The organism is Pseudomonas sp. IT-232MI5, from assembly GCF_949767845.1.
GTDB lineage: Bacteria > Pseudomonadota > Gammaproteobacteria > Pseudomonadales > Pseudomonadaceae > Aquipseudomonas.
In genome coordinates this window covers 428,481-441,660 of the sequence record NZ_CATKQE010000033.1, presented here as the reverse complement: position 1 = coordinate 441,660, position 13,180 = coordinate 428,481, and the positions used below count along the sequence as shown (strand labels likewise).

Sequence of the window (13,180 nt, the reverse complement as noted above, 5' to 3'; positions counted from 1 at the left end):
GTGGAAAAAATTGTATATTTCAGTCCATCCATGTGTGGGGCTTATCGCTCCGAGATCCATGGCGCGGACATGCCGGCGGACGTGGTCGAGGTCTCGGAAAGCGTTTGGCAATCGCTGCTCAATGAGCTGTCGACCAGTCCAAAAATGATGTCGTCACGGCCCAACGGTCAACCGGTGTTGATTGACCCGCCGGCACTGGATGCCGAGGCGCTGGCCGCTGTCGAACGCGGTTGGCGTGATGGGCAATTGGCGCTGACTGATCCGCTGGTTTCCCGTCACCGCGACGAGATCGAGGAGGGCGGCGCAACCTCGCTCACGGCAGACCAATACGCGGAGTTGCAGGCCTACCGCCGGCAGTTGCGCGACTGGCCGCAAGGGGATCAATTCCCCCTCGCCGAACACCGACCGCCGGCGCCGACCTGGCTGTCAGCACAACCCAACTAAACGCCCCGCACTGACGGGGCGTTTTCTTTTCCGTTACGCGTAACACGAACACCCTCACAGCCTCGCTTATGCGGGGCTTTTTCGTTTCTGGAGACTGACCCTTATGAGTTTTTTCCACGGCGTCACGACCACGTCGGTCGACACTGGTTCGCGCACCATCTCGCTGCCGTCTTCTTCGATCATCGGTCTGTGTGCCACCTTCACCCCGGGCGTTCTCGGCGGCGGCACGGCAAAAGCCGGCGAACTGAAGTTGATCACCACCGAGCGCGAAGCCATTGCCGCCTTCGGCGCCGATTCGGCAATCACCAAGGCCTGTCAGGCGATCTACGTCAAAGCCAAGGCGGTGATCGTCGCCATCGGCGTGGCCAAGCTGGAAGACCCTGCGCTGCAAACCTCGGCGATCATCGGCGGCGTGCTGGAGTCGGGGCAGCGTACTGGATTACAGGCGCTGCTCGACGGCAAGAGCCTTTTCAACGCCCAGCCGCGATTGCTGATCGCCCCGGGCCACACCGCGACTCAGGCGGTGGCCACGGCGCTCGACAGCGTGGCGCAGAAGCTGCGCGCTATCGGCATCATCGACGGTCCGGGTACCACCGACGAGGCCGCTATTGCCTACGCCGAGAACTTCGGCAGTCGCAACCTGTTCATGGTCGACCCGGGCGTCAAGTATTGGGACACCGTCACCAGCTCGACGGTCGACGCGCCCGGTTCGGCTTGGGCGGCGGGGCTGTTTGCCTGGACGGATGCTGAATACGGCTTCTGGGCTTCGCCATCGAACAAGGAGTTGACCGGCATCACCGGTACCGGTCGCGCGGTCGAGTACCTGGACGGCGACGAGACCTGCCGGGCCAACCTGCTCAACAACGCCAATATCACCACGATCATTCGCGATGACGGTTATCGCCTGTGGGGCAACCGCACGCTGTCGAGCGATCCGAAGTGGGCCTTCGTTACCCGCGTTCGCACGCTGTTCATCCTCATGGACGCGGTGCAGGCCGGGCACAAGTGGGCCGTCGACCGTTCGATCACCAAGACCTACGTGACCGATGTCACCAACGGTCTGGATGCGTTCATGCGCGACCTGAAAGCTCAGGGCGCAATCATCAACTTTGAAGTGTTCGCCGACACCGAACTGAACACGGCCAGCCAGATCGCCCAGGGCAAGGTGTATTGGCGCATCCGTTTCACCGACGTGCCGCCGGCAGAGAACCCGAATTTCCTTTTCGAAGTCACCGATCAGTGGATGACCGAAGTGCTTGAAGCAGCCTAAGGGGGCGTAACCAATGATTCCTCAGACTTTGTACAACACCAACCTGTTCGTCGACGGCGTGAACTTCTCCGGCGACGTGCCTAGCCTCACGCTGCCCAAGCTGACCACCAAAACCGACGAATATCGTGGCGGCGGCATGGCCGGCCCCATCGATATGGATCAGGGGCTGGAAAAAATGGAAGCCTCGTTTGTCACCAAGGGCGTGCGCCGCGAGTCGCTGAAGTACTTCGGCCTGGCCGACGGCACGGCGTTCAACGCCACGTTCCGAGGTGCCTTCAAGGGCCAAAAGGGCGCGGTGACAGCGGTCGTTGCCACTCTGCGCGGTCGCCTCAAAGAGGTCGATCTCGGTGACTGGAAAGCCGGTGATGCGGCCGAGATCAAACACGCCGTTTCGGTCACGTACTACAAGCTCGAAATTGACGGGCGCCTGATGTACGAAATCGACATGGTCGCCGGAATTCAGGTGATCGACGGCACAGACCAACTGCTCGAAGTGCGCAACGCGCTCGGCATGTAAGGAATAGATCCAGATGACTCAAGTAATCGCTAAAACCCTGCCGGCCTGGCTGTCGCTCAGTGCAATCGGTGCCGTCGTAACCCTGACCCGCCCAAGCCAAGCTAATAGCGTCGACGTCGAGGCGTTGACCCTGCGTGCCCCGACCGTGCGTGCGGTACGCGCGGCCGATCGCGCCGCCAATGGTGACGACGAACAGCGCGAGCTGATGTTGTTCGCCGGTCTGGCTGAAGTCGGGCTGAAGGATCTTGAGGGCCTCAAGATGGCCGACTATCGCCGCGTGCAGGCGGCGTATACGCACCTGGTGCCGAAAACCGATTATTCGGACTCGATGCCGGCATGGTTGTCGCTGACGACCGATCAGGTAGTGGTAACGCTGTCGTGTCCGAGCGAAATCAACGGCGTGACGGTCGACAAGCTGGCCTTGCGTTCGCCGACCGTGGGCGACGTGCGGGCGGCCAACCGTGAGGTGGGTGGCGACGATGAGCAGCGCGAGCTGGTGTTGTTTGCGGCGTTGTCCGGCGCTTCGGTGGCGGATCTGGAGGGGCTGAAGCTGGTGGATTTTAACCGCTTGCAGGCCGGCTATTTTCGCATGGACAACGACGACGGGCTTTAACCCCTGCGTGATCAAGTCGGCGGCGAAACGTCTGGCGGCGGAAACCGGATTTTCCGCCGCCGAGATCCAGTCGATGCCGTTCGCGGATATGGTGTGGTGGCTCACGGATTGAGCCGCCCCCGGTAGTGCTGGGCACATGAGGGCCATGACATGGCAAACAAACTCGCCCTCGGGCTGGTGATCGGCGGTGCCGTCAGTTCCACGGTCGGCGCCGCGTTCAAGGACGTGACCGGGCGCATTAAGCGCCTCGAGGCAGAAGGCAACAAAGCGCGCGTGCTGCAGCGCACGATTGGCGACACCATCCGCCTGCGTGAAGAATGGAAAAAGGCTCACGACACCGGCGCGGCCGGTGCGTCCAAATTACTCAGCCGTTTGAACTCGAACCTCGACAGCTTGAAAAAGCAGGGGGTCGAGGTCGGCCGGCTGGAAAAAGCCTATCGCTCGATGGGGCAGATGGCCAACAAAGCCGAGCTGAAAGCCAAGGGTCATCAGCAGATTGATTCTGGCGTAAAGGGCATGAAGGGCGCTGTCGGTGCTGCGGTTGTGGGTGTCGGTGCCATGGCGGTGCCGGCCAAGGTCAGCGCTGATTTTGGCGCGATTGTCCGTGACATCGCGATCAAGGCCGGCATTGCCAACAAGCCGCAAGAGCAGGAGATGTCGCGCAAGATCATCGACACGTCACGCGATACCGGCATGGCGCGCAACGATGTGGCCGACGTGGTCAATCAGTTGGTCGGCGCCGGTATGGACTTGAGCAAGGCGCTGGAATACGCGCCTGTCGCGGCCAAGTTTGTCGTGGGGCAGGGATCCAGCGGCGTCGACACGGCGAAGATGATCAACGCCCTAGGGCAGAACGCCAAGATCACCGACCCCAAGCAGATGCAGCAGGCGCTGGAAGCGATCGCCTACCAAGGTCAGGCGGGCAGCTTTGAAGCGGCTGACATGGCCAAGTGGTTCCCGGAACTGCTGGCCAACATGGCCAGCAACGGCATCACCGGCTTGGATGCGGTGACCCAACTGGGTGCCATGCTGCAGGTGCAGATGAAACAGGCCGGCAGTTCGGACGAAGCGGCCAATAACCTGAAAAACTGGATGGGCAAAATCGGTTCGACCGATACGGTCAAGGCCTACGAAAAAGCCGGTATTGATTACAAGGGGTCGATGCAGACCGGTTTGCAAAACGGCATGTCGACGCTCGAAACCAGTATGGCGCTGGCTCAGAAATACATTCAGGCGACCGATCCGAAGCGTGCGGCGGCCATGGCCGAAGCCACGTCAAAAATCAGCAAGGAAGCCGACCCGGAGAAGGCCAAGGCCATGATGGCCTCGCTGGAAGAGTCCCTGCGCACCGGCGACCTGTTCGCCGACATGCAGGTCAAGGCCGCACTGTCGGCCTACATGCAGAACAAGGCGCTGTACAGCCAGCTCAAAAACGATTCGCGTGACGCGACCGGGATCCTCGACAAAAACCTCGCCGAGCGGCGTGAGTCGTCATCGCAGAAATGGGCGGAAATGGCCCAGTCGATGGATGACGCCATGCGCAGCATCGGTGATGCGCTGCGCCCGGTGACGGACACCGTGGCCGAGTCGTTGACCAAGGTGACTAAAGGCATTACGTCGCTGACTGATAGCGCGCCCGGGGTAGTTGCCGGTATCGCCACAGTCGGGGCGGGGCTGATCGCCTTAAAGGGTATCTTCAGCACGATCAAGATCGGCAAGGGGCTGCTAAACCTTGCGCGTGGGTCGCGCGGTGGCAGGAATGGGAGCGAAGCCCCAAATAAAAACCCCGGAGAACTTGATCTGGTAGCGACTGGCCTGGATGTTGTTTCGCGGGTGAAGGATGCGGCAACAGGCGGTGGCCTTGGTACTGAAAGTGGTGCAGGTAACGACGGCGTCAAGAAGGTTTTCGTCGTCAATGCCGGCGCTATGGGGGGCGGTGTGGATGCGTCGGGCGAATCGCGCCGACGTGGACGTGGGTCAAGGCGCAGCGCTCGGCGCCGGTCGTTGCCGAGTTCGAGAGGTCCTCGCCCATCTGTGCCTCGTCCACCTGTTCCGGTTTCACGTCCACCCGTTCCGGCTTCGCGTCCCCCTGTTTCGATCCCGGCGCCATCAGTCCCTTCTGTTCCAAGTGGGGCATTGTCCAAGCTCGGCGTCGTCGCAGAAACCGTCGGTAAGGTCAGCAAGGTGGCCAAGGTCATTCCTGGCGGCACGCTGCTGGAGTCCGGCGCGATGGCGCTTGAAACCTTTCAAAACGCCAAGACCAAGGACGAAAAAGCCGAAGGTTACGGTTCGGCTGCCGGCAACCTGGCCGGCACCATGGCCGGTGCAGCAGCAGGCGCCGCCATTGGTTCGGTTGTGCCGATCATCGGCACCGCGATCGGCGGCATGATCGGTGCTTACCTGGGCAGTCAGGGCGGTGCGGCGCTGGGCGGGTCGTTGGGTAAGTCGCTGTTCGGCGGTGAGGATGAAAAGCCCGAGCAAACGGCAAAGGCGCCGGTGCCGACCACGCCGCTCATGATGGCGTCAGCGGCGCAGCAAGGCCCGGTGCTGGGGGATGTCGCGCGCTCGATGGCAGTGACGGCGCCACTCAAGTCGGCGGCGATGGCCATCCAGCCCAAGGAGGCGGCGAAGCCGGAGCCGGCCAAGGTGGATCAGCAGTTTCAGTATTCACTGAGCATGCCGGTCACGGTGCAGGGCGATGTCAAAGACCCGCAAACCTTGGCGCAGGATCTGATGCCGCACATGCAGCGAATGATGGCGGACGCGGCGAGGAGTAACGCCGCCAAGCTGTACGACGAACCCCATGTCTAAGGAGGTTTCATGGCTTACATGGAGCAGATGCAATCAAGTCTGAAGTATCTGGTGGATGCAGCGGAAACCGGGCGGCGTAGCGCGGATGGCATGATGTCCCCGGTCAATGGCGCGATCCGGGAACTGACCGGCGCCGCGTCCGAGCTGGAAAACATCCCGTTCGTCGGGCCGGCCATCGGCGCCAAGCTTCAACGGGTGATGCGCGGCGTCGACGCGGCTCAGGCCAAGGTCGGTCAGGTGGCGGCGGTGTACGGCCGCGCCACCCGGGCGGCGGCCGAAGTGCAGGAGCGGCTGGGCACATTGAAGGAACAGGCGGGCAAGGCGGCCACGGCGATCAACAACGTTGCCGGCAAGGTCAGTCCGTCGCTGGCCAACATCGTGCCCACCAGTTCCTTTTCCGTGGCGGCCACGCCAGCGCCGGAGGCGGTGAAGCCGTTCCCGCATCTGATGATCATTCAGCCGCGCGACCCGAAGATTGAGCCGTATTACTTTAACCTGGACACGGCCGCTTTCGACGAGCTGAGCCGTTCGACCGAATTCCGGTGGGCTTCGCAGGAGCGGCTGACGCGTCGGCCGGCGAAGCAGGCCATCGGTATGGGCGATGAAAAGTTGACGCTCAAGGGCACGATCTATCCGGGCTTCAAAGGCGGTTTAAAGCAGCTCGACACGCTGCGTTCCATCGGGGCCAGGCAGCAACCGCTGACCCTGACCACGGGCTATGGCGAGGTGATCGGGACGTGGTGCCTGAAGACGATCAACGATGAACAGGGCGCGTTTTTGCACGGCGGGATTCCCCGCAAACAGGGCTTTACTTTGGAGTTTGAGCGTTATGGCGACGACATGCAGGACGTCTGATGGCGACATGCTCGATGTCATTTGCAACAACGTTTACGGCCATCTCAATGGCAGCGTGGAGGCCGTGCTCGATGCCAATCAGGGGCTGGCCGATGAGCCTCAGCCGTTCCGGTTGGGCGTGATCATCGTCCTGCCGGATCTGCCCAGCCCGACCAATGAAGGCGTTAGCTTGTGGGATTGACCCGGGGCGATGCCTTCGCCGGCGCCGCGTCGCGTCACGCGTAACGACACCTTGTTTTTCTGGCCCGCCTTGTGCGGGTTTTTTATTGGAAAAAACCATGACTCCGATGTTTCGTATTGTCGCCGATGGGGCCGACGTCACGGCCAAGATCAATGATCGGCTGTTGTTGCTGCGCACCTCTGACAAGCCGGGCATGGAGTCCGACGAGTTTGAGTTGCGTATAGACGACCGTGACGGGCAAGTGCAATTGCCACGGCGTGGCAGCTCAATCGAGATCTACCTGGGCTATGCGGAAACGACCTTGACGCGTATGGGCAGTTACACCGTCGACACGGTCGAGGTGTCAGGCCCGCCGGACACGATCGTGATCAAGGGCAAGGCCAGCGACGTGCGTGGCAGTGGCAAAACCATCCGTAGCGGAAGCTGGGAGGGCGTGCCGTTGTCGAAGATCGTGGCTGACGTGGCCGCGCGCAATGGCTGGACGCCGGTGTGTCCGGTGTCGACCAAGGTCGCCCGGGTCGACCAGCTCAACGAGTCCGATTTTAATTTCATCACCCGTCTGGCCAAGCAATACGACTGCACGGCCAAGGTGGCCGACGGCAAGCTTTTGGTGATGCCGCGCCAAGGTGGCCAGACGGCCAGCGGCAAAGCATTTGGCGCTATCACGCTGACCCGCAGTGACCTCAGCCGCTGGCAATTCAGCCTAGGCGATCGCAACTCACACAAGGCGGTGGCCACCAAGCATCAGGACAAAAAGAACGGCAAGCTCGCGGTGGTTACCATCGACAACGATGACGCTCCGGATGGCCTGCCGGCAGTGCATACCGACCGCCATATCTACCCAGACAAGGGCGCTGCTGAAGCGGCGGCCAAGGCACGTCTGTCGGCGTTCAACCGCTCGACCGCCGATGTGCGGCTTGAGATGCCCGGCCGGACGGACATCTTCGCCGAGCGTCCCATCATCTCTCAGGGTTTCAAGGTCGGGCTTGATGGTGAATACCTGGCGGATTCGGTGGAGCAGGTGTTCACCCAGTCCGGCTGGTCGACCACGGTCGAATGCAATGCCGGCAAAGCCGGTAAATCCAAGGGCAAGAAAAAGAAAGGGCCAAAAGCACCGCTCAAGGTGGTGAACATCGAGAAGCAGTAACCACATCCCATCGCCGCCTGAGTGCGGTTTTTTTATGTCTGGAGTTTGTATGTCCATCACTGAACAGCAGCTGCAAAGCATCATGCCCAACGCCCGCCGCCAAGCGGGCGTTTTTGTATCCCCCCTCAACGCAGCCATGGCTCATCGGCAGATCAACACACCGAAACGCCAAGCCGCATTTCTGGCGCAAGTTGGTCACGAGTCGGGTCAGCTGCAGTACGTCCGGGAACTGGGCGGCGATCAGTACCTGAGCAAATACGACACCGGCAACCTTGCTGCGAAACTGGGCAACACGCCGGCAGCGGATGGTGATGGCCAGCGCTATCGCGGTCGCGGCCTGATCCAAGTCACCGGCCACGACAATTACCTGCGCTGCAGCTTGGCGCTGTTCGGTGACGAGCGATTGCTGCGCACGCCTGAACTGCTGGAGCTGCCGCAGTGGGCCGCCGAGTCGGCCGCATGGTTCTGGTCGGTGAATGGGCTGAACGCGCTGGCCGATCAAAATGAATTCAACATGATCACCCGCAGGATCAACGGCGGCCTCAATGGCCTGCAGGATCGGCTGGAGTTGTGGGGGCGGGCGAGGGCGGTGCTATGCGTCTCGGCGAACTGATCCCCGCGCCGTACCGGCTACTGGCAAAAGGCGTGCTGCTGGTCGTCTTGATCGGAAGTTCTGCGTCCATTACCTGGCAAGTACAGGATTGGCGCTACGGCAAACAGCTCGCAGAGCAGGCCCGGCTCCACACAGAAACCCTTAACCAGTTGGCCTTGGCCACGGTTGCGCAGCAGCGTGCCGAACGGGACAAACGCCTTGCGCTTGAGCAGCGCCTGGCTACCAGCGAACAAACCCATTATCGAGCCTTAAGCGATGTCCAACGTGATCAAGGTCGCCTGCGCGACCGCCTTGCCACTGCTGATCTGCGCCTGTCAGTCCTACTCGACGCCACCACTGGCGCCGGCAACGGATCGGTGTCAGCCACCACCGCCACCGGCCGCGTGGTTCATGGCCCCACAAGAGCCGAACTTGACCCAGCGCATGCTCAACGAATTGTCGCCATCACCGATGAAGGCGATCGGGGGGTGATCGCATTGCAGGCTTGTCAGGCTTATGTGAGCGAGCTTGGCGATGGCTTTGTCACGAAGCCCTTTCCGGCACACGTCGAACAATCATCGCGCGAACAAAAATGATCGAGGCAGGCAGGACACATGCAGAAGGTTGCTGACTCGATATGAGGTCGTACCTTTTCAAACGCGCGCAGATTCCGATCTTCCTTAGCAACCTGAGCCACATCAACAAGAGCGCGGTAAGCGTCCGGATCGTCGATAGGCTTGTAGTCAACACCACTGATAACCCGCTCGGTCTCAATTAAGTGGTACCGGCGCCCGTTCATTTCCAGCATCAGGCCCGAGATTGTCCCAATCTTCCGGGAAAGCCCCAAGGTCAGCCGCACCCCCTCCGCGTCAGAGTAGACCTTACCGTCGTAGGCGAAGGAGGCCCCGCGTGATTCGTCACTTTCGAAGTTAAAGATCGACCGACTGATCTTGCCCAGCAGCTTTCCGGTGTCGACCTGCACGACATCGTAGGTCGACGCTCCGCGGTATTGGCCAGATGAGTCCTGCAACTCCTCAACGGCGTGCCAGTAGGCAGCGTCCGCCATCTCGTTCAGTTCGAACTGCTCAAACTGATGGATCAACCCCTCAGAGTGCAGCGCAGACGCCATCTCGCGGAGCGTTTCCCGATGTCCCTCGGGGTTTTGCATGCGGAAGTCTTGGTCACCGAGAGTTGCGCGCCATTGCTGGAGCCTCAGAGTTTTGGCCTGGTCGAAATTCATGAAAACGGGTTCACTGTACAAATGCTGTATGTATGTACAGTAATCGAGGTCCGACCGTAGAGCGAGCAAGAAGCGACGAGCTGCGATTAAAGTCGGCTATCGGCCAGAAGCAGTCATTCAAAGGAAAGCGGGGATTAGCCAGTAATCAAACTTGATCAATTATTACCCCCTTCTCAACTTCATTTTTTAGTTGAAGAATATCGCCTATAACCAAATATGTATAAATAACGTAACGATCGGCCTCGTCCTGTGACGAGATCACGTGATGAGATCCTTTTTGGGCGGCCTGAAAAATCGAATCTAGTCTTTCGCCTAAGTATCGCATGTGCGAGCCGACAATTTCATTGAAGCGATCCGAGTCAGAATTCTCTTCAACATAAGCAATTAATCTATTAATGTAATTATCTGGGCCGAGCTTAACGGTTTTTTGCTTCCCGCCTACTCCTACTTCCTTGTCCGCTCTAGGCGGATATACGCCATCTGCCGTTTCTTGAAGTATCCGGCGGCAGCTATGTACGGCATTCGCCCAGTCCTCATCGTTTTCTGAAACCAAATTCTCGTAAACTGCGGAGAATTTCTTGATTGCCCCAGGAACCAATTCACCGATTTTTTTGTCAACTTTTGATCTTGTTCTTTCGAATATATCGCTTGGTATGGAAGAAAATTTAAGTTCGAAGTATACCGAGCTAACGTATGAGTGGATGTATGCTCTACGAGCAGCTAGCCATTTGGATCTATCGCTGACGATTTCCCGCAAAACTGTCCTTTCTCGTGCGTTGCCAATTGGGTTCGAGACATACTGATTTGGGTTGGCAGATGAGATAGACGTGCTAACGTCAGCCGCCGCAAGAATGTTCTCTTTGGCCGTCACCATTTCGAGCTCTATCTGCTCCAGAGAATCGCATTTGCAATATTCTTTCTCTTTTTCATCTTTGATCTGCTTATAAGTTCTGCCTGCCAATGCTGCGAGCTGCCAAACACTCGATTCAATCCCCTTGGGCGTCTTTGGATAACCACTTGCTTCATACATCATGATTTGTTGCTGATCGAAGTCCCCCACAAGCCTAGCAAGCCTACTGGCCTTCAAAGCGATTGAAGTTAACGGTGCCTGGCTCAACTCAATTTCCGATAAAATCGCTTCGCTCAATGGAAGCGCTTCCTTCAGGGTGCCGTTCTGACTCATGTGAGCTCCATAGCATAATTCCGACAATATACGAGGTATGACTTACTGTTAAAATTTTCAACAATTTACATCTTGTACCTTATAACAGCAAAGAAAAAAACGTTTTGACAGAACGCATAAGCTGATGACGAGATTATAGTTAGCGATACCTAAAGGACAAGCGAGAGTTTAAACCCGACTGATGCTTCGCTGAGGGTAACAATCGGCTCATTTTTTTCTTTTAGACTAGAGCAATTGGTGAACTGTGTCCGCCCGAGCTGGCTGACTATATTGACTCGTCTGCCGCACAGCTCGACAGGCCGCTAATGGCCGGATGCTGCCTGTCGTGAAGGGCTGCACCGGCACAAAGCTGACGGTAGGCTTTGCCCCGTTTCAGATTGAGCAAGCCGGTCTCTCCCCCAACCGCTCTACCAACCTTACAAGATAGCCGTCGGGATCCTGGACGATGAATTCGCGCTGGCCTACTTCTACATTATCTGCCCGATACCAAGTGTCTTTGCATTCTCGATAGAGTGGAAATCCAGCCAGATCAAGTTTTTGGATGATGGGTGCGACAGCCTCAACATCAATCTGTAGGTTGATGCCCCTTCCAAACGGCTTAGTCAACGGCGCAGTCAGCCATTGCCCCGCGTCCGAATCAATCTGCTCAAGCATTACTTGAGCACCGTTCAAATCAAGGTATGCAAATCCGTCTTCCGGACGTTGATAAGCTATTTTGAGCCCCAAGCAAGAAACCCAAAAAGCCAGGCTGCTATCCAGGTTGGTGACCATTAACTCCGGAACCAGCTTGTTACGTTCGAACATGAGATGACTTCCATTTCAAAAGGCTAATTCGTGCAGGCGGGCAGGTTCTGCACTTATGGCTTCGATGCCACGACGGGATCGTGGCGGCCTGATGATGCATGTTCGGGTTGGAATTATCGAGTCGCGCTGAGTGGCAGCTTTTGGCCGATAACGGTCACTCGGGTGTCATCAAAACCGCAAGCGTCATCTTGATGAATTCCTCGTTCTTGTCTATTGCCCAGAGGGCGCCCCGGACGTTCTCGGCGACATCGGCCGACCCCCGCTGCTCAACCCAATTCGATAGCTCCATGAGGGCGGCTTCGAGGGCGAGTTGGTTTTCGTTGATCTTGAAGAGCAGGGAAGGGAGCAGATCTGAGTTGGGCATTTTGGTTTCCTTGGTAGCCAAAGAACCAGCGTAGCACCGTGTCACATGAAGAGTTTTTTAACGATCGGCAGGACGCCGGAGAGGGGGGAGTTTTGTAACGCGTTGCAAAAAGTTTTGTAACGCGTCGGAAAAAGCCGCAAAAATCTCAGATCCCAGAAACGACAAAGCCCTGAATAATCAGGGCTTTGTCGCTACAAATATGGCGGAGGCGATGGGATTCGAACTCATGGACCTGTTACAGTCGACGGTTTTCAAGACCGTTGCCTTAAACCACTCGGCCACACCTCCGTTGCGTTGCGGGCGCCATAATACCTGAATGAAACACACTGTCAAACTCTCTGCATGGCTTGTTACAGAGCGTCTGTTATGATCTTTGCGACTGAACGTTTCAAACCAACAGGAGTGTCGCCATGCGCGAACAGGATTACGCAGTTAATAACAGCGTGCAGGCTGAGCAGCTAGAGGTTAGCCGCGTCCTGCGCAACACTTATGGCCTACTGGCTCTGACCCTCGCATTCAGCGGCGTCATGGCTTTCGTTGCCCAGCAGATGCGCGTTGGCTACCCGAACATTTTCGTGGTGCTGATCGGCTTCTACGGGCTGTTTTTCCTCACCAACAAGCTGCGTGATTCCGCGTGGGGCCTGGTGTCCGCTTTTGCGCTGACCGGTTTCATGGGTTTCCTGCTCGGCCCGATCCTCAACCGTTACCTGGGCATGCAGGGCGGCGCTGAAGTGGTCAGCTCGGCGTTCGCGATGACCGCACTGGTGTTCGGTGGTCTGTCGGCCTACGTGCTGATCACCCGTAAGGACATGAGCTTCCTCGGTGGCTTCATCACCGCTGGTTTCTTCGTGTTGCTGGGTGCAACGCTGGCAAGCTTCTTCTTCCAGGTCAGCGGCCTGCAACTGGCGATCAGCGCAGGTTTCGTGCTGTTCTCGTCCGTGTGCATCCTGTTCCAGACCAGCGCCATCATCCACGGCGGTGAGCGCAACTACATCATGGCGACCATCAGCCTGTATGTATCGATCTACAACCTGTTCATCAGCTTGTTGCAGATCTTCGGCATCATGAGCCGCGACGACTGATCGTTAGTCGTTTCAACGAAAAACCCGCTTCGGCGGGTTTTTTGTTGCTCGCCGAAAAGCGTAGTGGCCTTTTACCT

15 protein-coding genes, 1 tRNA gene and 1 pseudogene are annotated in these 13,180 nt (G+C 58.3%); 12 read left to right on the top strand and 5 right to left on the bottom strand.

What is annotated here, in order from left to right:
• From ACM6JQ_RS17900 to ACM6JQ_RS17850, 11 genes and pseudogenes are all read left to right on the top strand, one after another.
• On the top strand, positions 1-444 hold the full coding sequence (locus ACM6JQ_RS17900) for a hypothetical protein (RefSeq protein WP_414894367.1): 444 nt from the start codon (positions 1-3) through the stop codon (positions 442-444).
• A 103-nt stretch (positions 445-547) separates the two neighbouring features.
• Entirely contained in the window at positions 548-1,714 is a 1,167-nt protein-coding gene (locus ACM6JQ_RS17895) for a phage tail sheath subtilisin-like domain-containing protein (RefSeq protein ID WP_414894366.1), read from the top strand.
• Between the two features lie 13 nt (positions 1,715-1,727).
• On the top strand, positions 1,728-2,231 hold the full coding sequence (locus ACM6JQ_RS17890; protein WP_414894365.1) for a phage major tail tube protein: 504 nt from the start codon (positions 1,728-1,730) through the stop codon (positions 2,229-2,231).
• A 13-nt stretch (positions 2,232-2,244) separates the two neighbouring features.
• Positions 2,245-2,535: pseudogene (locus ACM6JQ_RS17885) on the top strand (phage tail assembly protein); the annotation flags it as partial.
• A gap of 24 nt (positions 2,536-2,559) precedes the next feature.
• Entirely contained in the window at positions 2,560-2,844 is a 285-nt protein-coding gene (locus tag ACM6JQ_RS17880) for a phage tail assembly protein (RefSeq protein ID WP_259740617.1), read from the top strand.
• A gap of 150 nt (positions 2,845-2,994) precedes the next feature.
• Positions 2,995-5,655 (top strand): phage tail tape measure protein, encoded by a 2,661-nt coding sequence (locus ACM6JQ_RS17875; RefSeq protein WP_414894363.1) that lies wholly within the window; start codon positions 2,995-2,997, stop codon positions 5,653-5,655.
• A gap of 9 nt (positions 5,656-5,664) precedes the next feature.
• A complete protein-coding gene (locus tag ACM6JQ_RS17870; RefSeq protein WP_414894362.1) occupies positions 5,665-6,510 on the top strand; it encodes a phage tail protein in 846 nt (281 codons plus the stop codon).
• Positions 6,485-6,691, top strand: a complete 207-nt coding sequence (locus tag ACM6JQ_RS17865; protein WP_034156567.1) for a tail protein X — start codon at positions 6,485-6,487, stop codon at positions 6,689-6,691. The genes ACM6JQ_RS17870 and ACM6JQ_RS17865 overlap by 26 nt, the downstream gene beginning before the upstream one ends.
• Before the next feature lie 97 nt (positions 6,692-6,788).
• Entirely contained in the window at positions 6,789-7,838 is a 1,050-nt protein-coding gene (locus ACM6JQ_RS17860) for a phage late control D family protein (RefSeq protein ID WP_414894361.1), read from the top strand.
• Positions 7,839-7,887: 49 nt separating this feature from the next.
• Positions 7,888-8,451, top strand: a complete 564-nt coding sequence (locus tag ACM6JQ_RS17855) for a glycoside hydrolase family 19 protein (protein ID WP_414894360.1) — start codon at positions 7,888-7,890, stop codon at positions 8,449-8,451.
• Positions 8,433-9,026 carry a lysis protein gene (locus ACM6JQ_RS17850; protein ID WP_414894359.1) on the top strand — a complete coding sequence of 198 codons (594 nt, stop codon included), beginning with the start codon at positions 8,433-8,435 and terminating at the stop codon, positions 9,024-9,026. Before ACM6JQ_RS17855 ends, ACM6JQ_RS17850 begins: the two co-directional genes overlap by 19 nt.
• On the opposite strand, the gene ACM6JQ_RS17845 is transcribed toward ACM6JQ_RS17850, so the two are convergent.
• The 5 genes from ACM6JQ_RS17845 to ACM6JQ_RS17825 form a co-directional block, all read right to left on the bottom strand.
• Positions 8,945-9,670 carry a hypothetical protein gene (locus tag ACM6JQ_RS17845; RefSeq protein WP_336354754.1) on the bottom strand — a complete coding sequence of 242 codons (726 nt, stop codon included), beginning with the start codon at positions 9,668-9,670 and terminating at the stop codon, positions 8,945-8,947. The genes ACM6JQ_RS17850 and ACM6JQ_RS17845 overlap by 82 nt on opposite strands.
• 145 nt (positions 9,671-9,815) lie before the next feature.
• A complete protein-coding gene (locus ACM6JQ_RS17840; RefSeq protein ID WP_414894358.1) occupies positions 9,816-10,853 on the bottom strand; it encodes a hypothetical protein in 1,038 nt (345 codons plus the stop codon).
• Positions 10,854-11,225: 372 nt separating this feature from the next.
• A complete protein-coding gene (locus ACM6JQ_RS17835; protein WP_259494375.1) occupies positions 11,226-11,657 on the bottom strand; it encodes a bleomycin resistance protein in 432 nt (143 codons plus the stop codon).
• 154 nt (positions 11,658-11,811) lie between these two features.
• Positions 11,812-12,021: a hypothetical protein gene (locus tag ACM6JQ_RS17830; protein WP_414894357.1), complete on the bottom strand. Its 210-nt coding sequence runs from the start codon at positions 12,019-12,021 to the stop codon at positions 11,812-11,814.
• A gap of 200 nt (positions 12,022-12,221) precedes the next feature.
• Positions 12,222-12,309, bottom strand: a tRNA-Ser gene (locus ACM6JQ_RS17825).
• A 122-nt stretch (positions 12,310-12,431) separates the two neighbouring features.
• Here ACM6JQ_RS17825 and ACM6JQ_RS17820 point away from each other — a divergent pair.
• Complete coding sequence (locus ACM6JQ_RS17820; RefSeq protein ID WP_007915443.1) at positions 12,432-13,103, top strand: Bax inhibitor-1/YccA family protein; 672 nt, start codon at positions 12,432-12,434, stop codon at positions 13,101-13,103.
• Positions 13,104-13,180: the final 77 nt, after the last annotated feature.